Source organism: Aquirufa esocilacus, assembly GCF_042715595.1.
In the GTDB taxonomy this organism is placed as follows: Bacteria; Bacteroidota; Bacteroidia; order Cytophagales; family Spirosomataceae; genus Aquirufa; species Aquirufa esocilacus.
The window spans coordinates 911,328-936,953 of the sequence record NZ_JBBKXX010000001.1 but is presented as its reverse complement, the minus strand read 5'-3'; the positions used below and the strand labels follow the sequence as shown (position 1 = coordinate 936,953).

Here is a 25,626-nt window from a genome sequence, read left to right as displayed (position 1 = left end):
AAATAGAACGATATGGAGGCTAAATTTTCGAATAAGGTGAAAGAAGTAATCTCGTTAGCGAGAGAGGAAGCATTACGCTTAGGACACGATTATATCGGAACTGAGCATTTGATGCTAGGTATGATTCGAGATGGACAGGGCCCTGGGGTTGATTTATTAGTGCGTTCAGGTGTATCTATGGATTCATTACGCCAAAGTATCGAACATTCGACTGCTTCTACGACCCGTTCCTCTTTTGACCGGGAAAATATGTTGAATATTCCATTTACGAAGCAAGCTGAAAAAGTATTGCGTTTGACTTATTTGGAGGCTAAATACTTTAAGACAAACATCGTTGAAACAGATCATTTATTAATGGCAGTTTTACGTGATGAGGATAATGTGGCCACTCAGATTTTGGAAAAGTATCAAGTCTATTATGATTTAATCAAAGAAATGGCTGAATTCCAATCAGGGAATGGACAAGGATCAAATCCCAAAGCTAGTTCTGATACTGATGATAATGACGATGACTCACGCTTATATAGCGCAGGATCGGGCTCTACTGGGGGAGCAAGTGCAGGTAATACCACTGGTTCAAAACCAGGTGAAAAAAGTAAAACCCCTGTATTAGATAACTTTGGTCGTGATTTGACTAAGGTGGCTGAGAACGGCAAATTAGACCCAATTGTAGGTCGCGAAAAAGAAATTGAACGAGTAGCACAGATTTTATCACGTCGCAAGAAGAATAACCCTATTTTAATCGGTGAACCCGGTGTGGGTAAAACAGCGATTGCGGAAGGTTTGGCCTTGCGTATTGTGCAGAAGAAAGTATCGCGTGTGCTTTTTGGCAAACGTGTTGTAACCCTTGATATCGCTTCCTTAGTGGCGGGCACGAAATACCGTGGTCAGTTTGAGGAGCGTATGAAAGCTGTGATGAATGAATTAGAGAAGTCTACGGATGTGATCTTATTTATTGATGAATTGCATACGATTGTAGGTGCTGGTGGAGCTTCGGGTTCATTGGATGCTTCGAATATGTTTAAGCCTGCTTTAGCTCGTGGAGATATACAAGTTATCGGTGCAACTACCCTGGATGAATACCGTCAGTATATTGAAAAGGATGGAGCTTTAGCTCGTCGATTCCAGACGGTGATGGTAGATGCCACGACGGTAGAGGAGACTATTGAAATCTTACACAATATCAAAGATAAATACGAGGATCACCACCATGTGATGTATACGGATGAATCCATCATTTCTGCGGTTAAATTATCAGATCGCTATATTTCAGATCGTTTCTTGCCAGATAAAGCAATTGATGTGTTAGACGAAGTAGGTGCGCGAGTGCACATTTCGAATATTAATGTACCAGAAGATATCGTTGCCTTAGAAGGCCAAATCGAAATCGTAAAGAAAGAGAAAAACCAAGTGGTGAAGTCTCAGAAATACGAGGAAGCGGCTCAATTGCGTGATCGGGAGAAGAAATTAATCGATCAATTGGAGCAGTCGAAAGCTGCTTGGGAAGAGGATTCGAAGAAGCAGAAATTTACGGTTACAGAAGAGAATGTCGCTGAGGTAATTGCTCAGATGACAGGGATTCCAGTGAATCGTGTAGCAGCAAAAGAAGGCGAGAAATTACTGCAGATGGAAGAACAACTTTCTCAGCAAGTAATTGGTCAGCCCGATGCGATTAAGAAATTGGTAAAAGCCATTCAGCGTACGCGCGTAGGATTAAAAGATCCAAAGAAGCCGATTGGGTCATTCATTTTCTTAGGCCCTACGGGGGTAGGAAAGACGGAGATGGCCAAAGTCCTTGCGACCTATTTATTCGATAAAGAAGATGCTTTAGTGCGTATCGATATGAGTGAGTACATGGAGAAATTCAGTGTATCTCGTTTAGTGGGAGCGCCTCCGGGCTACGTAGGTTATGAAGAAGGTGGTCAATTAACAGAAAAGATTCGCCGTAAGCCTTATGCGGTCGTTTTATTAGATGAAATCGAAAAGGCTCATCCAGATGTGTTTAACCTATTGTTGCAAGTATTAGATGATGGTATTTTAACAGATGGCCTAGGTCGTCGTGTTGATTTCAGAAATACGATTATCATTATGACTTCGAATATAGGGGCACGTGATTTAAAGGATTTCGGTTCAGGTATCGGATTCTCTACGAAGTCTAAAGTGGATAATTTGGATGAATATGCGAAGACAACCATTCAAAATGCGTTGAAAAAGGCTTTCGCACCTGAGTTTATTAATCGTCTAGATGATATCATCGTATTTAACTCATTAGAGCGTCCTGCCATCCACCAAATCATTGATTTGATGTTAACGAAGTTGAAAACGCGTTTAGCGAACCTTGGTTTCGAAGTGGAATTAACGGAGAAAGCGAAAGACTTTATGGCTGATAAGGGTTATGATCCACAGTATGGGGCAAGACCGTTAAATCGTGCCATTCAGAAATACTTAGAAGATGCCTTAGCGGAAGAGATATTGAAAGGTGCCTTAGCGGAAGGTGAATATATTGTGGCTGATTTTGAAGAGGGGGCAGATGCCTTGACTTTGGCCAGAAAAACAAGAAAAGAATTAACCAAACAAAAAAAATAATATGTCATTAGTACAAAACAAGGTCGTTTTAGTGACAGGTGCCTCTCGCGGTATCGGTCGGGCTATTGCGACAACTTTTGCCAAAGCTGGCGCTAACGTTGCTTTCACTTATTTATCTTCCGTTGAGAAGGGTCATGCATTAGAACAAGAATTAGCTGCTTTTGGTATTACAGCCAAAGGTTATCGTTCAGATGCTTCTTCGTATACAGAATCAGAGAAATTAGTCGAAGACGTATTAGCTGATTTTGGAACGATTGATATATTGATTAATAATGCTGGAATTACGCGTGATGGTTTGTTAATGCGTATGTCAGAAGACCAATGGGATGAAGTAATTCGTGTGAATTTGAAATCTATTTTCAATCTAACGAAAGCGGTTACTAAGCCGATGATGAAAGCTAAATCTGGCTCTATTATAAATATGACTTCGATTGTCGGAATCAAAGGAAATGCAGGTCAATCGAATTACGCAGCTTCTAAAGCGGGTATTATCGGTTTTACAAAATCGGTGGCACTTGAACTAGGTTCTCGTAATATTCGTTGTAATGCCATTGCTCCTGGTTTTATTGAAACGGAGATGACAGAGGAATTAAATGAGGCCGCTATTGAAGAATGGACAAAATCCATCCCAATGAAAAGGGGAGGACAGGCTACTGAAGTAGCGGATGTTTGTTTGTTCTTAGGTTCTGATATGTCGTCTTACGTAACGGGTCAAGTTATTTCAGTAAACGGTGGATTATTAACCTAGTTTAGATTTCAAACACAAACGGCCTCAGTCTTTTCGTTAAAGATTGAGGCTTCTTTTTTTATGAGAATATATCTTTTATTTCTTCTAGGCTTTATCTCCTCTTGTGCTAAGACTATTGTTCCTGCGAAGATTGCTGAAAAGTCGGTTTATGTGGATCATTTTCCAACTATTAAATCGGGTTTGACTACGTTGGACTTCTCGATTTCTTACGATAGTTTATTTGCTTTGAGTCAATTGAGGGCTGGTTCTATGCTGTATCAAAATTCTTCTGGTGCTTCTTCTATTGATTTCCCCATAGATGTGAGATTGTTAGGACCGATTCAATTGCAAGCCATTCAAAAGGATCACATTAGTTTATCTTTGCCAGTTAGGATGGTGGCGAAACCGGAACTTGCCGGTATATCTGCTGGTACTGTTTCGGGTGATTTAGCGATGAAAGTGCAATTGAAATGGAATCTAGCGAGCATTAACTCCTTGCAGGTGAAAGAAGTAGCCTATGACTACCAGTGGATCCAAAAACCATCGGTTAAAGTGATGGGTTTCCCGGTAAACGTTTCGGGTGTGGTGGATCAACTCATGAATCAAAAGAAAGCGATGATTTTAGCTCAAATGCAAGAGCAATTGAATAATTCGATCAAGAGCACCGTAATGAAACCCTTTGCATTGCAGACTTTTATACCTGAGTCGTCTACGGGTTACCAGATTGTTCCGGCGGTTTCGTCGGCATTGGATTTACGAGATATTAGTTTTGATCAGACCAGTGTTAAAGGGCAACTGAGGTTTTCAGGAGGATTGAAAGTTGTTACAGGTCTAAACAAAGCAATACCCACTTTTATTCCAATAAAAGATTTGCCTGGTGTAGTTAAACCCATTCTTCCATTTCAATTTCAGTTGACTGGTTCTGAATTGATGGATTTATTAAAGTCTACTAATGCTTCTCTAAAAGGTGCAGGAAGTTTTACTTTTTTAAAAGAGGGATTTGGTTTTCAATTAGCTGAATTCAAAGGGAAATCTTCACTACTTACGTTGGGCTTTGATTTGGTCATTTATCCCGACAATTCTATTGGTATTCAAGTAAGGGAAACGCAACTTCAAGGTTTATCTTTTCCCGCTTCTTTATTTAAAGGGCGCATTCAAAAGAAATTGCAGTCACAGGCGGCGGCTTTCCGTTTTCAATCGAAGCAAATTCTTAATCGTCTTCCTAGTTCGATTACTCTAGCCAAAAACGGACGCGTTCGTTTTCAAAAGATCTATTTCGATAGTAGCTCTGTGTTATTTGAAGGTGCTTTTGAGGGGAATTGGTCTTTGGCCAAATAAAATCCTACCTTTGCATCAGAGAAAATAGACTATCCTATCGCTTTTTAAAGAGGAAAGTCCGAACAACATAGAGCGGCGTGCTTCTTAACTGGAAGGGGGATCTTCGGATTCAACAGCAAGTGCCACAGAAAATTACCGCCTTCGGGTAAGGGTGAAAAGGTGGGGTAAGAGCCCACCGCTGGTTTGGTGACAAAACAGGCTTAGGTAAACCTCACGCGTTGCAAGATCAAATAGGCTAGCTGCCGCAAGGCAAAAGGGTGGCTCGTCCGATGCTAGTGGGTAGATTGCTACAGGTAAACAGTGATGTTTATCGAAGATAAATGATAGGACGGTGGGTAACCATTGACAGAATTCGGCTTATCGGTTTATTTTCTCTATTTCTTTGTTTGAAATGAATGCAAAATAGTTTAATTTTGCAGACTATTTATAAACCCGGGGGACGAGATCCCTCACAAACCCATATCTAATGGCTGTTAAAATCAGATTAGCGCGTCGCGGACGCAAAAAGTTAGCAATGTTCGATGTAGTAGTTGCGGATGCTCGTGCACCACGTGACGGACGTTTTGTAGAAAAAATCGGAACATACAATCCTAACACCAACCCAGCAACTGTCGTTTTAAACGAGAAACAAGCAATCCAATGGGTATTGAACGGTGCTCAACCAACTGACACAGTTCGTGCAATTCTTTCTCACAAAGGAATTATGTATGCGAAGCACTTACAAGTAGGTGTGAACAAAGGTGCTATCACACAAGAACAAGCAGATGCGAAGTTCGAGGCTTGGAAAGCAGAGAAAGAAGTATCTATTCAAACGAAAGCGACTACTTTACAACAGTCTAAAGCGAAGTCTAAAGCGGCTCGTTTAGAAGCTGAAGCTAAAGTATCTAGCGCTCGTGCTGAAAATATTGCTGCAAAAAACAAAGTAGCTGAAGAAGCTTTAGTGGCTAGCGTAGTAGAAGCTATCAACGAAGCGGAAGAGGAAGCTACAGGTGTAGAAGTTGACGAAGTAGTAGCTGAGGCTCCTGCAGCTGTTGAAGAAGCGCCAGCAGTTGAAGAAGTAGTAGCAGAAGAGGCTCCTGCAGTAGAAGCAGCGCCAGTAGAAGTAGCAGCAGAAGAAACTCCTGCAGCTGAAGAAGCAGCAGAAGAGGCTCCAGCAGCTGAATAATTTTTGATTTCATGTAGAATCATACAAATTTGTTCTCAAGTTTGTATGATTTTTTTTTGTACCTATGGCAAAGACTGAATATTTCGAATTAGGAACCCTTTCTAAACCGCATGGTTTAAAAGGTGCGTTTCACCTTTATTTAGATGTAGATGATCCTTATGAGTATGAGGATCTAGATGCGATCTTTTTACAGCAAGGAAACGAGATGGTCCCGTACTTTGTGGAGGATATCCAAATTCGAGATAATTTGAATTTAATCACCTTAGAGGGGATTAATTCTCTAGACGCTACGAAGGATTTAGTAGGCTTAAAGGTATTTTTACCCCTTTCAGCTTTGCCTAAATTAAAAGATGATCAGTTTTATTACCATGAGGTAATCGGTTATCAGGTAGTAGATAAAAATTTAGGAGACTTAGGTACGGTGAAGGAGATTTACAGTACAGGGGCGCAAGATGTGGTGGTGATGATTTACCAAAGCCACGAGGTGCTGATTCCTTTAATCGATGCGATTATCCCGAAAGTGGATAAGAAAAACCAAATTGTACACAGTATTTTGCCGGATGGTTTATTAGAAGTTTATACTCAAGAAGATGCGGATTGATATCATTTCAGTAGTTCCAGCTTTAATGAATAGCTTTTTTGAGCATTCTATCTGTGCGCGCGCCGCAAAGGCTGGGCTTGTTGAGGTGGTATTTCATGATTTACATGACTTTTCTGAGAAGAAGCACAAGCAAGTGGATGATTATCCATTTGGCGGTGGGGCAGGTATGGTGATAGCCGTGGAACCTTTGTCAAAATGCATTGAATTCTTGAAGTCGGAACGGGAATATGATGAAATTATCTATTTTAGTCCTGATGGCATCGTTTTAAAACAAGGCTTAGTGAATCAATTGAGCCTTGGTGAAAATCTTTTATTTATCTGTGGACACTATAAAGGAATCGACGAACGTATACGGGAGAAGTATGTGACAAAAGAGATTTCGATTGGTGATTATGTTCTTTCTGGTGGAGAATTAGCGGCTGCCGTTACGGCTGATGCCATCATTCGTTTGATTCCAGGAGCAATAGGGGACGAGAGTTCAGCCTTAACAGATTCATTTCAGGATGGCTTACTAGCACCTCCTGTGTATACGCGTCCCGCAAGTTTTGATGGGATGGATGTGCCTGAGGTATTGTTGTCAGGTCATGAAAAGAAGATTGAAGAGTGGCGTCACGAGCAAGCTGTTTTGCGTACGCAGACTAGAAGACCTGATTTATTAGATTAAGATGAACAAAAAGGAATCCATTTCGCTGGTGACGATGTTAGCGCTTGGAGGCCTATACCTTATTTGGGGGAGCACCTTTCTGAGTGTTCGAATCCTATTGGAGTTTTTACCCCCTTTAGTCATCTCTTTTTCCCGAAATTTAGTCGCTGGATTACTCTTTTTAGTGTGGTCAATACTAGGAGGACATTGGCAAAAAATATCGTTTCAGCATTGGAAAGTACATCTTTTAGCCGGTGTTTTGTTAATTACCTTAGGGAATGGTTTTATGGCCTTAGCGGGCCAAAGTATTCCCTCTGGCTTGTCTTCTGTTTTTATGGCAGTAGGACCACTTTTATTGATTATTTTCTTTTGGATTTCAGGTCGAAAACCCACTAATCGTAAACTATTAGGTACCTTAATTGGTTTTTTGGGAATCATCCTATTAGCGTCTCAAAAGAATTTAGCAATTCCGGGAAAGGAAATTGACTTTTACCGAGGTATGGGCTTTCTGTTAATAGCAGTAGTTGCGTGGAATTTAGGTGTCTTCTACATTCAGTTTATGAAGGCGAATACGTATCACTTTACGCAGGTTTGCGGGATTCAAATGACTACTGGTGGTCTTATATTACTAGGCATAGCATTATTTCGAGGTGATGCACAATCCGTAGTTATTTCAGAATTGCCATTGAAAGCAATATATGTATTTACCTATTTAGCACTCATTGGTTCGATGGTTGGTTTTGGATTATTTGGTTATTTGTCCAAGGCTCTAGATGCCACATTGGTTTCCACTTACACGTATGTGAATCCAATTATTGCTTTGTTTTTGGGTAATATTATTCTTGGTGAGTCTTTAAGTAGTATATTGTTGTTTGCAAGTAGCTTGATTTTATCCGCTGTCTTGTTAATTACTACTGAAAAGACCTCATCTAAATGAAAAAATTAGTCCTCTTTCTTCTTTTTGCCTCACCCATCATGGCACAAGATTTTCTACCTCTATATCCTGCTGGAATTCCCAATTCAAAGCCCGTAGCGAATAAACAAAAAGCCACGAAAGGTGCAGATGGAATTGAGCGCATTTCAGATGTGACTATTCCTACCTATCGATTCTTTCCAGTGGCAGGTTCTACTAAACCGACAAGTTGCGTGGTGATTTGTCCTGGTGGAGGATACCGTATATTAGCCTCGTCTCACGAGGGATATGACATTGCTGCTAAGTTCAATGAGATTGGTGTTTCAGCTTTGGTGTTATATTATCGTTTGCCTACTGATTCTGCACATGTGGAGAAAAAGTATGCGCCGTTGCAAGATGCTCAATCAGCGATTGCTTTAGTTCGTGCGAATGCCGATAAATGGAATGTTGATGCTGCCAAAGTAGGTATCATGGGTTTCTCAGCCGGAGGGCACTTAGCTGCTACGGCATCTACGCACTTTGCTAAAGATTACACGGGTTTACATGCTGGTGCCAACCTTAGACCTGATTTTTCGATCTTATTATATCCCGTAATTTCTGTGCGTTCTTTTGGACACGGTGGATCTTCCCAAAATCTTTTAGGAAAGAATCCTAGTGAAGCAGATTTAGCACTTTTCTCTAATGAAGAACAAATAACAGCTCAAACTCCTAAAGCATTTTTAGTACATGCGGCAGATGACAACGCAGTCTCTTTGAAAAACTCGTTACTTTATGCAGAGAAATTAACGGCGAATAAAGTTCCCGTTGATTTGCATGTTTACGCAAAAGGTGGTCACGGTTTTGGACTAAACAATAAAACCACAAGTGGGGACTTGTGGTTCGATCGTTTAATTACTTGGATGAAAGCAAATCAATTGCTCTGAGTTTTCTTCATGACAAAGTAAAATGGAATACCTAATAGCACGATTCCTAACCCAATGGAAGAGGAGAGTGTTTTTACCCATAACAGGTTTCCAGCGATTCCTATTAATAAAAGTAGATAGCCGCTGAAAAGTACCTTTTGTAAAAGAGGTAATTCATTTTGCATGATTCTTGTTTTGAAAACGGACGCTACCGTTAAGAAGTAGAATATCAAGATCGCAAATACAGTAAAGTCTAATAGCGTCCCATAAGATCCTGAGAAACACAAAAGAATAGCCCAAAGGCCTTGGATACCTAATGAGTAAACTGGCACATCTTTGTCATTCGTTTCAGCGGCTTTCTTAAAGAATAAACGGTCATTCGCCATCGCTTGGAATAAACGTCCCCCCGCTAAAATGATTCCGTTATTACAGCCAAAAGTAGAAATCATTATAAATACGGCCATCACTAAGGCACCGATCCCGCCTAATACGGTCTCTAACGCAGCAGCTCCCAAGCGATCTTGTGTAGCAAACATGATGCCACGAGCATAACTATTGATTCCATCTATTTCCCCTTGTAAAGGCAAAATACTCAAATAAGCCATATTAGTGAGTAAATACAATAAGCATACGAGCGCAGAACCATATACTAAGCCTTTGGCAATCGTCTTCTTCGGATCCTCAAAATCAGCACTCGCAAAAGTGACATTATTCCAAGCCGATGAAGAGAACAGAGGTCCGATCATGGCTACTCCGAACAGTGAAGCTAATTCCCATCCTCCAATAGAGTGTGATGTAGTAGTCGTAGCATCAACGGTGAATGGCTCAGCAAAGAATCCTTCAAAGTGAATCCAATCATTTTGTACGCCCACATATAAACCTATAATGACGAGGATTATAATAGCTCCAATTTTGGTAATGGTAAAGATATTTTGAACTAAGGACGCAAACTGTACACCTCGACTGTTAATGTAGGTTAGAAGTGCGATTAGTGCAGCCGCTAAAATTTGCTGTGTTGTTATATAGTCACCTACTAATGGTGTATCGTTTAGGATACCAGGAAAAATAAAGCCAGCATAGCGAGCGAAGGCAACTGCAACTGCTGCGATAGTACCTGTTTGAATCACTAAGAAAGTTGTCCAGCCGAAGAGGAAGCCAATTAAGGAATTATAAGACTCCTTTAAATAGATATATTGACCACCTGTCTTAGGGAATACAGAACTTAATTTACCGTAGGCATAAGCGCCAGTAATCGTTAAAAAAGCAGTTAATAGCCACGTCCCAATCCAATAAATAGGGGAGCCCACAGATCTCGCTACTTCAGAACTAACTAAGAAGATACCCGAACCGATCATCGATCCCATTACTAACATCGAGGCATCTAAGGTGTTTAATTTTTTATTCATAGAGGTGTTTATTGATTAAATACAATTCCTGATTTTAATCAGAAATCCAAAGAAACGATTAAAATCTCTGATTTGTTTGCTGTCTTTTGAACTTTTTTCAATTGTAAACGTTTCCGTAAACGTTTACGGAAAAAAATTAAATATTTTCTTTGATTTTTTATACAATTATGGTCTATATTCCCTGAGTAGTATATGTCAAATGATAATACATATAACTATTGTACAATTTTAGACCGGTCATATGAAGAAGTCCATTAATGAAGTAGAAGTTTGGGATCAGTTTAGAGCTGGGAGTCAAGAGGCATTTACCGTCCTGTATTCTCATTTCGTTCAACCTTTATATACTTATTGTATGGGTATCACGAGCGATAAGGATTTAATCAAAGACTGTTTACATGATTTATTCGTAGAGATTTGGAAAAATCATGCCAGTTTAGGTCCTACGACAAGTGTTAAGTTCTATCTGATGGCTTCCATTAAACGTAAAATTGTACGTCAATTAGAAACGCAATTGAAAAACCTTAATCACCATGAAGCCTATAAATATCAATTTATGGAAGATATACCCTCAGCTGAGCGTCAATTAGTGATGGTAGAAGAAGAGAGGATTTCATACGCTTCGATGTATCAGAGTCTGAACAAGTTAAGTAAGCGTCAAAGAGAGGCGATCACTTTGAAATATTTTGAAAATTTGGATACGGACCAAATTTCTGAAAAGATGAACATCAATCCACAATCTGTTTATAATTTGATTTTTGGTGCTTTAAGGGTGATGAAAGAACAAATGACTGTTAGAGCCTATGCCTGTTAATATTGAATAATTGTAAGATATATTTGAGTAAATCTCATAACTATTGTGCTTTTCGGGATATAAATCTTAATTAAGATTGAAATGTTATCGAAAAGAATGAGCTGGATAAAGAGATTAAAAATAGTAAATAAGTACCCGATTAAACCCTTAAGACTATCCCAACAAGAATGCAAAGCCTTGTGGGAAAGGATCCAAATGACTTTGCAAACAACTTAATTTCAATTAACCTATGAGAAAAAAATTACTTTCCAAGGTGCTCCTTAGCGGTATAATGCTGTTATTGAGTATTCAAATTTTTGCCCAAGATCGGACGGTCTCAGGTAAAGTAACGTCATCCGATGATGGTTCTGGTATTCCTGGAGCTAGTGTTGCTGTTAAAGGTACTTCCAAAGGAACTTCGACAGATATGGATGGAAATTACAAAATTACAGTTGGTAATTCAGCTGTTTTAGTGTTTTCAGCTGTTGGAACAAATTCACAAGAAGTTTCAGTAGGAACTAAATCACAAATTAATGTGGCATTAAGTGCTGATACTAAATCATTGCAAGAAGTAGTAGTAGTAGGTTATGGTACACAAAAGAAAAGCCAATTAACGGGTGCGATTTCGTCTGTAACGGCTAAGCAAATCACAGAGATGCCTATTACGAACTTAGGTCAAGCGATGCAAGGTCGTGTGGCTGGGGTGGACGTAGCACAATCAGGTTCTAAGCCAGGTACGGTGCCACGGGTATTAATTCGTGGTCGTCGTTCATTTAATGCGGGTAATGATCCATTATACGTAGTAGATGGTATTCCTCTTTCAGGAGGTTATGAAGATATGAACCCGAATGATGTGGCTTCAATGGAAATCCTTAAAGATGCAACAGCAACAGCTATTTACGGTGCTCGTGGTGCGAACGGTGTTGTTTTGATTACTACGAAGCGTGGATCTAAGGATGGTAAGACAGTTATCTCTTACGATTCTTATGTAGGGGTGACTCAGTCTTTAGATAAGATTAAATTATTTACAGGTGCTGAATACGCTGAAATGAAGCGTGAATCACGTCGCACAATTGGTACTTACAAGGATGCGAATGGAAATATAGTTCCTACTGGAGTTATGGATGCTTTTGCTGATTCTAAATTATTTACTCCTATTGAATTAGATGGTATCGCAAAAGGTCGTTCACTTGATTACCAAGATATGATGGTGAGAAAAGGAATGCAGCAAAACCATGCGATTGGTGTTCAAGGTGGTAATGAAAAGACTCAGTTTTCGATTAATGCTGGATATTTTAATGATAACGGTATTATTCAAGGATTAGATTTTACACGTTACTCATTCAGAGCAAGTGTTGATCACCAAGTGAACAAGCGTTTAAAAGTGGGTGCATCTTCTTATTTAATGTATGCAGTAACTAATGGAGCTAACATCAATCCATATGGTTTCTTAATGTCACAAAATCCGTTAGCGAAAGCATACGATGATAGTGGTAACTTAATTTTCCAACAAACGGATGATGCCTTATTAACAAACCCTTTGAATGAGATCGTTCCAGGTGCTGTAATCGATGAGACAAAAAAATACCGTATGTTCAATAGTATTTATGCTGAGTTACAATTAGCTGAAGGTTTGAAATACCGTGTAAACTTTGGACCTGACTTTACGATTTCTCGTAATGGTCGTTTCTATGGTGCATTAACGAATAATATTAAAGGAGGTAATCCTACGGCGACTACGGATAACCGTCAAGGTTTCAATTATACGATTGAAAATATCTTAACGTATAACAAACAATTCAAGGATCACAATTTAGGGGTTACTTTATTGCAGTCTATGCAACGTGATAACTTTGAGCAGTATACGCAAAGTGTGTTAGGGGTTCCTGTGGAGACTCAACAGTTTTATAATGTAGGTAATGCGTCTTCTATTCAAGGTGTAGGTTCTAACTTGATCCAATGGACAATTGCTTCTTACATGGCTCGTATTAACTACGATTACAAAGGCAAGTACTTATTAACAGTTACTGCGCGTCGTGACGGTTCATCTCGTTTTGGTCAAAATTCAAAATGGGGTAACTTCCCAGGTGTGGCTTTAGGTTGGAATGTTCACCAAGAGAACTTTATGAAAGATTTAACTTGGTTAGATGAATTAAAAGTTCGTGCTTCTTATGCGCAAGTAGGTAACCAAGGCCTTTCGCCATACCAAACAGTAGGTTTAGAGGGTCGTACTTCTTATGCTTGGAATAACACAGCTGCTTACGGATACCGTCCTAATACCATCGGTAATGCGGATTTGAAGTGGGAAACATCTACTTCACAAAACGTAGGGGTTGACTTCTCAGTATGGCGAGGTCGCGTTTCTGGTTCTGCTGAATACTACCAAACAAACACAACCGATTTATTATTGTCTGATCAATTGCCTACTTCAACAGGTTTCGCTGCCGTTACTCGTAACGTAGGAGAGACGATGAACCGTGGTATTGAACTTTCATTAACGACGAATAACATCGATGCAGCGAATGGTTTCAAATGGAGCACGGATTTCGTATTCTATAAAAATCAAGAGGAGATTGTATCCCTTTATAATGGAGCAAAGGATGACGTAGGTAACCGTTGGTTTATCGGTAAGCCATTGAACTCTTATTTTGATTATGAATATGCTGGTATCTGGCAAACAGCTGAAGCTGCTGAAGCGAAAGCTAAAGGATTTACAGTAGGTCAAATTAAAGTAAAAGATGCCAATAATGACGGCAAAATTACAGCTGATGACCGTGTGTTATTAGGTTCTGATGTTCCTTCATGGACAGGTGGTATTACAAACCGTTTCTCTTATAAAGGATTCGATTTATCATTCTTCATCTTTACACGTCAAGGTCAGATGATTGTATCTAAATTCCACCAAAATTCTAACTACCTACAAGGTCGTTATAACCAAATCAAGGTGGATTACTGGACTCCTAATAATCCAGGTGCAAGATATCCGCGTCCGAACTTTAACCAAGAGTTCCCAGCATACAATACAGCGATTATGTACTATGATGGTTCATTTATCAAGGTGCGTAATATTAACGTAGGATATACATTCCCAGCTAAAACAGCTCAGAAATTAGGTTTGTCTTCTTTACGTTTATATGCTAGTATTCAACAACCATTTATCTTCTCGAACTACCGTTCTAAAGAAAATGGTGTGGATCCAGAAACATCTAATGGAAACGTAGAAAACAACGTAACTCCGGCTACCTCTGTTTCTACGTTCGGTTTAAATATTAAATTTTAATCCCTGAAATAATGAAAAGTTTATATATCAAAAATTCATTAAAAATAGTAGGTATTGCTTCAGCGATTATGTTGGGTACTGCCTCATGTAGTGATCTACTGAAAGAGACAGTGGTTTCTTCTATCAGTAACGATTACATTGCTACGACTCCAGGATTCGTAGCAGCAACAAATGCAGCTTATACTCCACTTCGTTCATTCTATGCTACAGAACGTGGTTTAACCATGTCTGAGTATGGTACTGATATTTATAGTGCTGGCGCGGATGGATCATACAAAGGTTTTCACTTTTATGATTCACAATTAACTTCTTCAGTAGATATCTTAGCTCAATTATGGGATGAGACCTACAAAGGGATTAATACAATCAATGCGGTTATTGATCGTGCTCCAGCTGTAACTGGTATCACAGATGCGGTTAAAGCGACACGTGTGGCAGAAATGAAATACTTGCGTGCGCACTATTACTTTATTTTAGTACAACAGTTCGGTCCATTAGATTTACGTTTAAAGGAAACGACTGGGCCTACTAAAACAGCAACACGTGCTACTGAGCAAGCTGTTTACAAGCAAATTGAGACGGATTTAAAGGATGCTATTGCAGTCTTACCTGCTGTTAAAGCGGCTGGAGATTATGGTCGTGCGACTAAGCCGGCTGCAGAGAATTTGTTAGCAAAAGTATACTTGACTCGTGCATCATCTAAATTTGCAGAGTCTACGGATTATGCAAATGCGGCTACTTTATGTAATACGGTAATTGCTAACTATGGTTTTGCTTTATTACCTGATTTTGCTTCTGTATTTGATCAAGCTAATCAAGTAAATAATGAAGTAATTTTTGCGGTTCAATATACTTCAGATCCATTAACAAATGGTTTTGTGGATAACCAAGGAAATAAGCTTCACTTATACTTTGGTATGCAGTATGATACACAACCTGGTATGCAACGTGACGTTGTGAATGGTCGTCCATTCAAGCGTTTGAAGCCTACTCCATATTTGTTAAATACGGTATTTGCTGATCGCGTTAACGATACACGTTACAAGAAAACGTTTAAAGATACTTGGTTATCTAATAAACCATCTGCTACACCTATCAATACAAGTTTTGATGCTTCTAAAGCAACTTTAACTTATAAAGCAGGTGATACAGCTATCTTTATCCCAGGGTATGAAATGTCTCTTGCTGAGCGTGCTTCTAAGAAATACCAAGTTTTGGTTCCTAGTTTGTACAACTTTGCTTTGTTCCCTACATTACAGAAATTCTTCGATCCACTTCGCCCAGATATGACGTACGAAAATGGTTCTCGTGATTATTTCGTTCATCGATTAGCGGATACTTATTTGATGTTAGCAGAAGCTCAATTCAAATTAGGCAAGCAAGCTGAATCGGTAGCAGCTATCAATATGGTTCGTGTTCGTGCAGCTGCTAAGGGTAAAGAAGATGCGATGAAAGTTACTTCAGTTGATATGGACTTAATCATGGAAGAGCGTGCTCGTGAACTTGCTGGTGAGCAAACACGTTGGATGGACTTAAAGCGTTGGAATAACTTAGTAGAGCGCGTTAAGCTTTACAACACAGACGGTGCTGTAGGTGTTAAGGATATCCACTATGTACGTCCTATTCCACAAAAGCAAGTTGACTTATCTGAAAATGGAGGTTTCCCTCAAAATTCAGGTTACTAAGATTGATTTGATTTCTTAATTTAGATTCCGAAGGTCGTCTGGCCTTCGGAATTTTATTTAATAAGCACTATGAAAAAGATATTCACTTTGTTTTTAGGTCTTTGCAGTTTTGCAACCCTTGCTCAAAATCTTCCTGTTTCTTTCAAGAATGGTAAGACTTCTATTGATGTTTTAGTAGGAGGGAAACCATTTACTTCCTATTTCTTTCCTGGTCAGGATGTTTTAAAGAAAGCAGTTTTGTTTCCGTTAATTTCGGCCCAAGGTACAACGATTACGCGTGGATATCCGATGGCTCCACGAGCTGGAGAACGAGTAGATCATCCGCACCATGTAGGAATGTGGTTGAATTATGAGGATGTGAATGGTTTTGACTATTGGAACAATTCTACTAACATCATTGCCTCATTACAGAATCATAAGATGGGAACTATCGTTCATTCCTCTATTGTAAAACAAGATGCGAAGTCAGGTACCTTAGTCGTATCAGCAGATTGGATAGACAATGATGGTAAAGGCCAAAAGGTATTGCAAGAAAAGACTACCTATGTTTTTTCGGGTACGGCTGATTCAAGGACAGTAGATCGTATAACTACTTTAACTGCTGTTGCTGACCAAGTTTTATTTAAAGATGTGAAAGATGGTATGTTCGCCATTCGCGTTGCACGTCAATTAGAAATTCCTTCCAATAAACCGGATGTATTCACGGATGCGCACGGTGTAGAGACAAAGGTTCCAGTAATGGATAATACGGGAGTAAATGGCGATTATTGGAGCTCTGAGGGAGTGAAAGGAGAGGCTGTTTGGAGTACGCGTGCTAAATGGATGAATCTGCAAGGAGAGTTGGATAATCATCAAATATCAGTTACCATTTTCGATCATCCGTCTAATGTGTCTTACCCAAGTTATTGGCATGCACGTGGTTATGGCTTATTTGCGGTGAATCCTTTAGGGGCTAAGGTATTCAGTAATGGAAAGGATGAACGTAATTTAACTTTGAAAAAAGGTGAATCTGTCACGTTTAGATACCGAACGTTAATTTCTGATCGATTAAATACGAAAGAGGAATTAGACAAAATTCAAGCGGAATTCGCTACAGTGAAGTAATTTTTAAGAAAATACTCTTATTTTTGTAAGGTAAAGGGGGCTCTTGTAGCCCCTATTTTCTTTATTCTATGCAATTATCCTTTTTAGGAGCCGCCAGACAAGTAACGGGAAGTATGTTCTTGTTGCAATTGGAAGATGGCTATCAAATATTAATCGATTGTGGAACGGACATGGAGCGAAAAATCGACTTCGATGAGCCGGTTGAGCAAAAGTCTTTTTTCTCTTTCGATGCTTCTCTAGTTAATTTAGTCATTCTGACGCATGCGCACATTGATCACTCAGGTAACATTCCTATGTTATACCGAGAGGGATATGAGGGCCAAATTCTATGTACACCTCCCACGGCTGATTTAGCTGAGTTATTATTGATGGATTCAGCCAGTTTACACTTGCGTCGTTTAAAAGCAGCGCAAGGGGAGAGCCGGAAGAAGCATAAGCAAATGGATCGCTTACTTCGTAAAGGGGATCTCTATCTGCAGAAAGATGTAGAGAATGCGTTAGACAACTTTGTGACGTTACAATTCAATCGCAAATTTGTTGTTTTCCCAGGTTTAGAAATCACTTTTGTTCCAGCTGGACACTTATTAGGAGCGGCTCATGTATTGATCTCTGTCACTGAAAAGGGCGAAACAAAGACGATTGGATTTAGCGGTGATATTGGTCGTGCAAATTACCCTTTACATATAGATCCCCAGCCTTTTCCAGAAGTTGATTATCTAGTCTGTGAAACGACCTATGGAAATCGGATTCATGAAGATAAAGAAAGTCCGATGGACGCTTTGGGACGTGTCATTAAAGAAACGTGTATCGATCGTCCAGGTCGTTTAGTGATACCAGCGTTCTCTGTAGGTAGAACGCAAGCGGTATTATATACGTTGAATAAATTAATAGAAGAACGGAATTTTCCAGCGGTTCGTGTATTTACAGATAGTCCGATGGGACGTAGTTCTACAAAAATTTATTCCAAATACTTATCTTATCTAAATCCTGAGGCGCGTGAATTCCATAAAGAGAATGACGAACTTTTTGATGTGGATAATTTAATTTTTTTACAAACGGAGAAAGAAAGTAGAGCCATTAAGGACTACCGCGAACCTTGTATCATTATCTCGTCATCTGGTATGATTTCTGGTGGCCGTGTGGAGCAACACATTGCAGATAATATATCAAATACATACGCTACGATTCTCTTGATTGGTTATACCGCTGAAGGTACTTTAGGTCGTCAGCTATTAGCTGGAACGGATATGATAGTTGTTAAAGATCGTGAGTATAAAGTAAATGCACAGATTCGTAAAATAGATGTATTCTCAGGTCACGCTGATCAAACGGGATTACTAGATTTTGTGAAACAACAGAAACCGTCCAAACTTAAAAAGGTATTTCTCTCACATGGTGAGGAGGAAAGTATGGTTGAATTTGCGTCAATCCTGAATGGATTAGGATTTAGTGACGTTATTTTGCCTCAAAAGGAGGACACTTTCGAGCTTTAATTTTATTTTTGTATTAAAATTTACGCCTTATGAAAACATTATTGGAATTTGAAAAGCCGATCGCTGAATTAGAAGATAAACTGATTGAAATGCGCAAGCTTGCTTTAGAGAATAATGTCGATGTGACAGCTGCTGTGGCATCTTTGACTGATAAGATTTTAGAATTGAAAAAGGAAACATTTTCGAATTTGACGCGCTGGCAGCGTGTTCAACTTTCACGTCATCCAGATCGTCCCTACACATTTGATTACATCGAGCATTTATGTGAGGAATTTATTGAAATTCACGGTGATCGTAATGTAGGAGATGATAAAGCCATGGTAGGTGGTTTTGGAACGATAGATGGGGAGATGTCTGTGATGTTTATTGGACAACAAAAAGGACGTAATACGAAAGAACGTCAGTTCCGTAATTTTGGAATGCCTAATCCTGAAGGATATAGAAAAGCGCTTCGTTTAATGAAAATGGCGGAGAAGTTTAATAAGCCTATTGTATGCCTTATAGATACACCGGGTGCCTTTCCTGGTTTAGAAGCGGAGGAAAGAGGTCAAGGTGAAGCAATCGCACGTAATATTCGGGATATGTTTATGCTTAAAGTACCGGTTATTTGCGTTATTATTGGTGAAGGAGCCTCTGGTGGTGCCTTAGGTATCGCTGTGGGTGATCGCGTCTTAATGATGGAAAATACCTGGTATTCTGTTATTTCTCCGGAATCTTGTTCCTCTATTTTATGGAGAAGTTGGAATTATAAAGAACAAGCGGCTGAAGCTTTGAAATTAACAGCTAACGATATGTTAGCGAATAAATTAATTGATGGTATCATTCCTGAGCCTTTAGGTGGGGCACATCTTAATCCAGAAGAAGCTGCTATGACCTTGAAAGAAGTTCTTAAAAAGGAATTAGCTATTCTATCAGCTTTAGACCCTGCTACGCGTATTTCACAGCGTATTGATAAGTTTGGAGCGATGGGAGAGGTGATTGAATAAGATGGCTGCTCCTAAAGCGATCATATTTGATTTAGGTAATGTCTTATTACCCATCGATTTGTCTTTGACATATGAGGCATTTTCAGCTTTTTCTTCCTTAAGTTCGTCAGAAATAGCTTCTGCCATCATGGAACATCAGTTATGGGTTCCCTATGAAGCTGGTAAGCAAAATGATGCAGAATTTCGGGATTTTCTGCGAGAACGTCTTGATTTAACGATATCTGATGTTGACTTCGATAACGCTTTCTCTGCTTTATTATTAGATTTTCACACGGGAGTATACGAGTGGATAGCTTCACTTAAATCTCATTTTCACTTAGTTCTTTTAAGCAATACCAGTGCCATACACGCTAATCGATTTACGAAAGTCGCTTTAGGTCCTGAGGGACAAAATCTATTCAGTCTTTTTCATCAGGTCTACTATTCTTTCGAAATGGGTTTAGTGAAGCCTGATCCCGCTATTTATTGGAAAGTGCTATCTGAGCAAGGTTTAACGCCTCGCGAAGTTTTGTTTTTTGACGATAATGTCGCTAATATTAATTCAGCGAAAAATATAGGTATTCAATCCTACTTGATTGATCCAACGCGTAACTTTTTACAAATTCAAGATATTTTAGATACCTATGTTAGTTAGTAGTCCCATTTTTGATGTATTATTTAAGTTAGCTGGTTGGAAATTAGTGGGCGAGGTACCGCGTGATTTAAAGAAGGCATTGGTTATTGTTTGCCCTCACGCGACTTGGAAAGATTTTATTGTGGGTTTAGGAGCACGTTCATTACTTCGGATTCCTATTTTATTCTGGGGGAAAAAAGAACTTTTTGATGGACCTTTCGGAGGTATATTTTCTTGGTTAGGAGGGTATCCAGTGAATCGTGGTACAAAGTCTAATCTTGTCGATTCAATAGTGGATATATATAATTCTAAAGAATCTTTTTATGCGGTTTTAGCACCAGAGGGAACGCGTAAAGATGTTCAGGAGTTGAAAACAGGTTTTTATTATATCGCTCATGGGGCCAAAGTGCCTTTAATTATGATTGGTTTCGACTTTGTTAATAAGGAGATTAAAATAAGAGAACCTTATTACACGACAGGTGATTTTCAAAAAGATAAACTAGACATCGCTCGTTACTACCAAACGATACCCGGTGTACAGAAATCTTGGATCAAGAATTATTTAGCGGAAGCTGCAGAATAGAGTAGTTCAGCTGTTTTTTTAGAAGCACCTGCATTACCGACTATTTTACGTAATGTTATGTAATCGTCTTTTTGCTGGTGGTAGGTTTTACCTTTGGTCAATATATCTCTCATTCCTGCCGTCATATGATCTAAGGAGAACTTTCCTTGTATTAGTTCAGGTACCGCGAGCTTGTCTAAGATAATGTTGACGAGTGAAATGTATTTTATTTGAATAACTATTTTTGCCAAAGAATAAAATATCCAATCAGTCTTATAAACCACGATTTGTGGTGTATCTAGCAGAGCCGTTTCTAATGTAGCAGTTCCTGAAGTGACTATTGCCATTTCGGCCTGTTGAACCACATCATAGGTTTGATCGAAGAGAACCTGAATATTGGTTTGATAGAGTTCTTTCCAATCTGATATTCCCGCAATCACAAAAGTTAAGTCTGGATTAGCTTTCGCCAATTGGTTGAATAGGGGCAAGGCCGTTTTGATTTCTTGCTTGCGGCTCCCTGCTAATAAGGCAACGTATTTTTTTTCCTTTAAGTCAAATTGTTCATTGGGTACAAAACTATGAATAGCATCTTGAAGTGGATTTCCAACATATGTCGTGTGAATTCCAGCCTCTTTAAACAAATTCAATTCAAATGGAAATATGACATACAGATGGTCAATCCATTTTTTTATTTCTTCTACTCTGCCTTTATTCCAAGCCCACACTTTAGGTGCGATGTAAAAATGTGTTTGAAATCCCTTTTGCTTCGCAATCTTTGCGGCTTTTAAATTAAATCCACCATAATCAATAAAGATGATGGCGTCTGGTTGAAAAGCGTCTATTTGTTCTCCAAAGGTTTTGAATAAACCTTTAAGTCGTTGAATGTTTTGAATAACTCCTAAAATGCCCATAATGGCTAATTGATTATGGTGTATTAGGATATCAGCTCCCTGGGCTGCCATTGAATCCCCTCCCCAGGCTTGAATATCAGCATCCTTATCAAGTAATTTTAATTCTTGGATAAGATTAGATCCATGCAGATCGCCTGATTTTTCTCCTGCTAGGATGAAGTATTTCATTCTTATTCTCCGAAGTATTCTACGGAATTTTTATTCGTTTCGATTAAATGAATTTTATGTAAAGTGGCTGATGATGAAGTTGCAGCAATTTTGGGCGCTAAAATTTTCCAAAATTCCATGACTAAAACTTCACAGCTGGCTAATTTGCCTAGCATAAAATCTACGTCTAAATTAAGGTTTTTATGATCTACCTTATCAATAATTTCAGACTTTATTAGATCTCCTAATTGTTTAAGATCATATACAAATCCGGTGTCTGGATGAGGTTTACCTTTGACAGTTACAATTAGTTCAAAATTGTGTCCATGCCAATTATTATTAGCACAAGGTCCGAATACCTCTTGATTTTTCTCTTCTGTCCAAGCGGGATTGAATAAACGATGCGCTGCGTTGAAATGTTCTTTACGAATGACGTATACCATTGTTTTCAGTTTTTGTGGAGGGACTCTGGGAAAACAATAGCAGAGTTCCAATAATTGCACAAAGTTAATAAACCTTACGGGAATCTGTGTAAATTTGTAGTATAAATGCTATCCTTATGATCATAGTTACTGGCGCCGCAGGCTTTATTGGAAGTTGTTTAATTCAAAAGTTAAATGAATTAAAGTTTCGTTACATTATTGCGGTGGATGATTTTTCGAATTCTGAAAAGAATCGAAATTTAGAGGGAAAAGCCATTATGGAACGGGTGGATCGCAAAGATTTATTTGTATGGTTGGAGAAAAATAATCGGGAAGTCGAGTTCTTTTTTCACATTGGAGCAAGAACAGATACCACTGAATTTGATACAAAAATCTTTGATGAACTCAATTTAGATTATTCTAAGAAAGTTTGGCAGGCTTGTGTGCGCTTTCAAATTCCTTTGGTTTATGCTAGTTCTGCTGCTACCTATGGTTTAGGTGAATTAGGCTATGATGATAATGAATCCTTACTTTCGTCTTTAAAGCCATTGAATCCCTATGGAGATTCAAAGAACGACTTCGATATCTGGGCTTTAGAGCAGGAGAAGAAGCCATTCTTCTTTGCAGGTTTGAAGTTTTTTAATGTGTATGGTCCTAATGAATACCATAAAGGGCGTATGGCATCGGTTATTTGGCATGCTTTTCGCCAAATTCAAACCAACGGAACTCTTAAATTATTCAAATCCCATCGGGATGATTTTAAAGATGGGGAACAGATGCGGGATTTTATTTATGTGAAAGACTTAATCGATGTATGTGTATTTTTAATGGAACATCGAAAGAACTCAGGAATCTATAATTTAGGTACAGGAAAAGCTAGAGCATTTAATGATTTAGGTAAAGCAACTTTCGCAGCCTTGGGATTAGAGCCAAACGTTAATTACATCGATACTCCAGCAGATATTCGGGATAAATACCAGTATTTTACAGAAGCGAATATGGCTAAATTACGCTCTATTGGTTATACAAAGGAGTTTACGAGTTTAGAGGCAGGTGTAGAAGACTACGTGCAAAACTACTTGGTTAAGCAGCGCTATTATTAATTATTTTTCTGAGGCCCTCTTCTGCAAATCCCTTGCCGTACGCAAATAATTGAATATTGGCTGCAAAGATTGATAGAAAAGCTATCCCTATATGTTTTGTGCTGATTAAGGCAGCTAGAAAAATAAGTAAACTGTAGGCTAAAATACCTGATAAAAAAAGGAGGCCTATAATGGGGTAAAATATCAGCGCTAAACTGGTAAGAACATAGTAGCTGAAAAATAAGAACGGAAAGAAGTGTACCGCTTTTAATTCTTTAGGAAAGAAACGGCTGATATTAATCCTAGCTCGTCCAAAGAAATGCAATTGCTTATAGAATTGCCTGAAGTCTGTTCTGCGTTTGTGGTAAATAAACGCTTTGGGAATTAGACCTGACTTAAATCCTAAGGAGATACAACGAATACTAAATTCGATGTCTTCGCCCATCCGGGTAATTTTAAAACCTCCGGTTGCTTCATATACTTTTCTGGAGATTCCCATATTAAAACTACGGGGATGAAATTGGCCTCCTATGTTTTTCTCTTTGCCTCTTATACCTCCTGTCGTAAAAAATGAGGTCATAGAATAGCTAATGGCTTTTTGAATAGGAGAGAAGCTGGGGTGATCCTGGTCAGGTCCTCCAAATAGATCTAATCCTTCTGATTTAACGGCCTTGTCTACTTCCGCTAAATAACTAGGTTCTAAAAGTGCGTCTGAATCGAGAATGATGAAATATTCTCCTTTGGCACGCTCAAACGCATAGTTTCTAGCGAAACCCTGTCCGCCATTTTCTTTGACAAAATAGGCTAACGAGAAATGATCCTTGTATTTAGCTATGATAGAGGATGCGTCTACCGTAGATCCATCCTCTATTACCACTACCTCGAAATCGGTAAAGTCCTGTTTTTGAATACAGGCTAATAATTCATCCAATTCTTGTGGACGGTTATAAACGGGAATAATCAGGCTATAGGCCGGCGTTTTCATCTTATAAGGAACGAAGCGTTGCTTTGCTGGCTGAAATAATTTGATCGTATTCTGAATCACCTAGAGCAGCTGATAAGAACCAAGATTCGTATTGGGATGGGGGTAAGTAAATACCTTTGTCCAGCATACCTTTAAAATATTTGCCAAATAAAGCCGTATCTGATGTTTTAGCATCACTAAAATTGTTTACTGCTTTGTCTGTGAAGAACAAAGTAAACATGGAGCCGATCTGGTTAATGGTATAATTAAGCCCCAAAGACTTCAAATCAGAACTTAGCGCCTCTTTTAATGCTAATCCACGTTGTTCAAGTGTGGCATAAACACCCGGATTTTCTGTAATCAGATTTAACATAGCTAAACCTGCTGTAGTGGCCAAAGGATTCCCTGAAAGTGTTCCTGCTTGATAAACTGGCCCAGCTGGAGCAATCATATCCATAATCTCTGATTTGCCGCCATAGGCACCTACGGGTAAGCCTCCCCCAATAATTTTACCGAGAGTGGTTAAATCGGGTTGAATTCCAGCCAATCCTTGGTAACCTGCAGGTGACAAACGGAATCCAGTCATCACTTCATCGAAAATAAGAAGTGCTCCATATTGCTTGCACAGATTTTGTACGCTTTCTAAGTAACCACTCTTTGGTATGACTAACCCCATGTTACCTACAACAGGTTCAATGATGACGGCTGCAACTTCGGTCGGGTTTGCTTTGAAAAGATTCTCTACACTTTCTAGATCATTGTAAACGGCAGTCAAAGTATCTCTTGCCGTAGAAACCGTTACTCCGGGACTATCCGGGGTCCCTAAAGTAGCTACACCAGAACCAGCTGCAATGAGGAAAGAATCCCCATGACCGTGATAGCAGCCCTCCATTTTAATAATCTTATCTCGTTTTGTATAAGCTCTTGCTAAGCGAATGGCGGCCATGGTAGCTTCAGTCCCAGAATTTACTAACCGAACCTTTTCTACCGATGGAATCATCGAAATGATTTTCTCTGCGATTAATACCTCGTTATAGGTAGGAGCGCCGAATGAAAATCCATTGCTTAAGGCTCCACGAACAGCCTCTTCAATTACTGGATGTGCTTGTCCGAAGAGCATAGGTCCCCAAGAACCAATTAGATCAATATAGGAGTTACCATCTACATCGTGCAGATAGGCACCTTTAGCAGAATTAATAAACACAGGATTTCCTCCTACAGATTTGAACGCACGTACAGGTGAGTTAACTCCACCTGGAATTAATTCTTTTGCTTTCTCAAAATAGGCTGTGCTTAATGTATTCAT

The 25,626-nt window shown here is 39.1% G+C and carries 22 protein-coding genes and 1 other RNA gene; 18 read left to right on the top strand and 5 right to left on the bottom strand.

Going from position 1 to position 25,626, the window contains the following annotated elements; all coding sequences use genetic code 11:
- Window positions 1-12: 12 nt before the first annotated feature.
- The 9 genes from SKC37_RS04115 to SKC37_RS04075 all read left to right on the top strand — a co-directional run bounded on the left by SKC37_RS04115 (window position 13) and on the right by SKC37_RS04075 (window position 8,896).
- Entirely contained in the window at window positions 13-2,586 is a 2,574-nt protein-coding gene (locus SKC37_RS04115) for an ATP-dependent Clp protease ATP-binding subunit (RefSeq protein ID WP_377980233.1), read from the top strand.
- A 1-nt stretch (window position 2,587) separates the two neighbouring features.
- A complete protein-coding gene (gene fabG / locus SKC37_RS04110; protein WP_377980232.1) occupies window positions 2,588-3,334 on the top strand; it encodes a 3-oxoacyl-[acyl-carrier-protein] reductase in 747 nt (248 codons plus the stop codon).
- 60 nt (window positions 3,335-3,394) lie between these two features.
- The gene (locus SKC37_RS04105) at window positions 3,395-4,651 is read left to right on the top strand and encodes a DUF4403 family protein (RefSeq protein WP_377980231.1); all 1,257 of its coding nucleotides are present in this window, start codon (window positions 3,395-3,397) and stop codon (window positions 4,649-4,651) included.
- A gap of 21 nt (window positions 4,652-4,672) precedes the next feature.
- An RNA gene (gene rnpB / locus SKC37_RS04100) (RNase P RNA component class A) lies at window positions 4,673-5,027 on the top strand.
- A gap of 90 nt (window positions 5,028-5,117) precedes the next feature.
- Window positions 5,118-5,816 carry a 30S ribosomal protein S16 gene (locus SKC37_RS04095; protein ID WP_377980230.1) on the top strand — a complete coding sequence of 233 codons (699 nt, stop codon included), beginning with the start codon at window positions 5,118-5,120 and terminating at the stop codon, window positions 5,814-5,816.
- A 64-nt stretch (window positions 5,817-5,880) separates the two neighbouring features.
- On the top strand, window positions 5,881-6,417 hold the full coding sequence (gene rimM / locus SKC37_RS04090) for a ribosome maturation factor RimM (RefSeq protein ID WP_130896766.1): 537 nt from the start codon (window positions 5,881-5,883) through the stop codon (window positions 6,415-6,417).
- Entirely contained in the window at window positions 6,407-7,081 is a 675-nt protein-coding gene (gene trmD / locus SKC37_RS04085; RefSeq protein ID WP_377980229.1) for a tRNA (guanosine(37)-N1)-methyltransferase TrmD, read from the top strand. Before rimM ends, trmD begins: the two co-directional genes overlap by 11 nt.
- A gap of 1 nt (window position 7,082) precedes the next feature.
- A complete protein-coding gene (locus tag SKC37_RS04080; RefSeq protein ID WP_377980228.1) occupies window positions 7,083-7,997 on the top strand; it encodes an EamA family transporter in 915 nt (304 codons plus the stop codon).
- Window positions 7,994-8,896: an alpha/beta hydrolase gene (locus SKC37_RS04075; protein WP_377980227.1), complete on the top strand. Its 903-nt coding sequence runs from the start codon at window positions 7,994-7,996 to the stop codon at window positions 8,894-8,896. The genes SKC37_RS04080 and SKC37_RS04075 overlap by 4 nt, the downstream gene beginning before the upstream one ends.
- Here SKC37_RS04075 and SKC37_RS04070 read toward each other — a convergent pair.
- The gene (locus SKC37_RS04070; protein WP_377980226.1) at window positions 8,884-10,281 is read right to left on the bottom strand and encodes an APC family permease; all 1,398 of its coding nucleotides are present in this window, start codon (window positions 10,279-10,281) and stop codon (window positions 8,884-8,886) included. The genes SKC37_RS04075 and SKC37_RS04070 overlap by 13 nt on opposite strands.
- Window positions 10,282-10,522: 241 nt before the next feature.
- Here SKC37_RS04070 and SKC37_RS04065 point away from each other — a divergent pair, with 241 nt between their 5' ends.
- From SKC37_RS04065 to SKC37_RS04030, 8 genes are all read left to right on the top strand, one after another.
- Window positions 10,523-11,092 (top strand): RNA polymerase sigma factor, encoded by a 570-nt coding sequence (locus tag SKC37_RS04065; protein WP_377980225.1) that lies wholly within the window; start codon window positions 10,523-10,525, stop codon window positions 11,090-11,092.
- 271 nt (window positions 11,093-11,363) lie between these two features.
- Window positions 11,364-14,351: a SusC/RagA family TonB-linked outer membrane protein gene (locus SKC37_RS04060; protein WP_377980506.1), complete on the top strand. Its 2,988-nt coding sequence runs from the start codon at window positions 11,364-11,366 to the stop codon at window positions 14,349-14,351.
- Between the two features lie 11 nt (window positions 14,352-14,362).
- Window positions 14,363-16,036 carry a RagB/SusD family nutrient uptake outer membrane protein gene (locus tag SKC37_RS04055; RefSeq protein ID WP_377980224.1) on the top strand — a complete coding sequence of 558 codons (1,674 nt, stop codon included), beginning with the start codon at window positions 14,363-14,365 and terminating at the stop codon, window positions 16,034-16,036.
- 69 nt (window positions 16,037-16,105) lie between these two features.
- Window positions 16,106-17,140, top strand: coding sequence for a DUF6807 domain-containing protein (locus SKC37_RS04050; protein WP_377980223.1), 1,035 nt, complete (start codon window positions 16,106-16,108; stop codon window positions 17,138-17,140).
- A 68-nt stretch (window positions 17,141-17,208) separates the two neighbouring features.
- Window positions 17,209-18,633, top strand: coding sequence for an MBL fold metallo-hydrolase RNA specificity domain-containing protein (locus tag SKC37_RS04045; protein ID WP_377980222.1), 1,425 nt, complete (start codon window positions 17,209-17,211; stop codon window positions 18,631-18,633).
- Between the two features lie 29 nt (window positions 18,634-18,662).
- Complete coding sequence (locus SKC37_RS04040) at window positions 18,663-19,619, top strand: acetyl-CoA carboxylase carboxyltransferase subunit alpha (protein WP_223130712.1); 957 nt, start codon at window positions 18,663-18,665, stop codon at window positions 19,617-19,619.
- A 1-nt stretch (window position 19,620) separates the two neighbouring features.
- Window positions 19,621-20,253, top strand: coding sequence for an HAD family hydrolase (locus SKC37_RS04035; RefSeq protein ID WP_377980221.1), 633 nt, complete (start codon window positions 19,621-19,623; stop codon window positions 20,251-20,253).
- Window positions 20,243-20,815, top strand: coding sequence for a 1-acyl-sn-glycerol-3-phosphate acyltransferase (locus SKC37_RS04030; RefSeq protein WP_377980220.1), 573 nt, complete (start codon window positions 20,243-20,245; stop codon window positions 20,813-20,815). The genes SKC37_RS04035 and SKC37_RS04030 overlap by 11 nt, the downstream gene beginning before the upstream one ends.
- Here the strand turns inward: SKC37_RS04030 and lpxB are convergent.
- Both lpxB and SKC37_RS04020 read right to left on the bottom strand, forming a co-directional pair.
- Window positions 20,791-21,873 carry a lipid-A-disaccharide synthase gene (gene lpxB, locus SKC37_RS04025; protein WP_377980219.1) on the bottom strand — a complete coding sequence of 361 codons (1,083 nt, stop codon included), beginning with the start codon at window positions 21,871-21,873 and terminating at the stop codon, window positions 20,791-20,793. The genes SKC37_RS04030 and lpxB overlap by 25 nt on opposite strands.
- Before the next feature lie 2 nt (window positions 21,874-21,875).
- Window positions 21,876-22,295 carry a 6-pyruvoyl trahydropterin synthase family protein gene (locus tag SKC37_RS04020; protein ID WP_377980218.1) on the bottom strand — a complete coding sequence of 140 codons (420 nt, stop codon included), beginning with the start codon at window positions 22,293-22,295 and terminating at the stop codon, window positions 21,876-21,878.
- Between the two features lie 116 nt (window positions 22,296-22,411).
- Here SKC37_RS04020 and rfaD point away from each other — a divergent pair, with 116 nt between their 5' ends.
- The gene (gene rfaD, locus SKC37_RS04015; protein WP_377980217.1) at window positions 22,412-23,377 is read left to right on the top strand and encodes an ADP-glyceromanno-heptose 6-epimerase; all 966 of its coding nucleotides are present in this window, start codon (window positions 22,412-22,414) and stop codon (window positions 23,375-23,377) included.
- Here rfaD and SKC37_RS04010 read toward each other — a convergent pair.
- Both SKC37_RS04010 and hemL read right to left on the bottom strand, forming a co-directional pair.
- Complete coding sequence (locus SKC37_RS04010; RefSeq protein ID WP_377980216.1) at window positions 23,358-24,401, bottom strand: glycosyltransferase family 2 protein; 1,044 nt, start codon at window positions 24,399-24,401, stop codon at window positions 23,358-23,360. The two genes, rfaD and SKC37_RS04010, sit on opposite strands and share 20 nt — an antisense overlap.
- Complete coding sequence (hemL, locus tag SKC37_RS04005) at window positions 24,343-25,626, bottom strand: glutamate-1-semialdehyde 2,1-aminomutase (protein WP_377980215.1); 1,284 nt, start codon at window positions 25,624-25,626, stop codon at window positions 24,343-24,345. Before hemL ends, SKC37_RS04010 begins: the two co-directional genes overlap by 59 nt.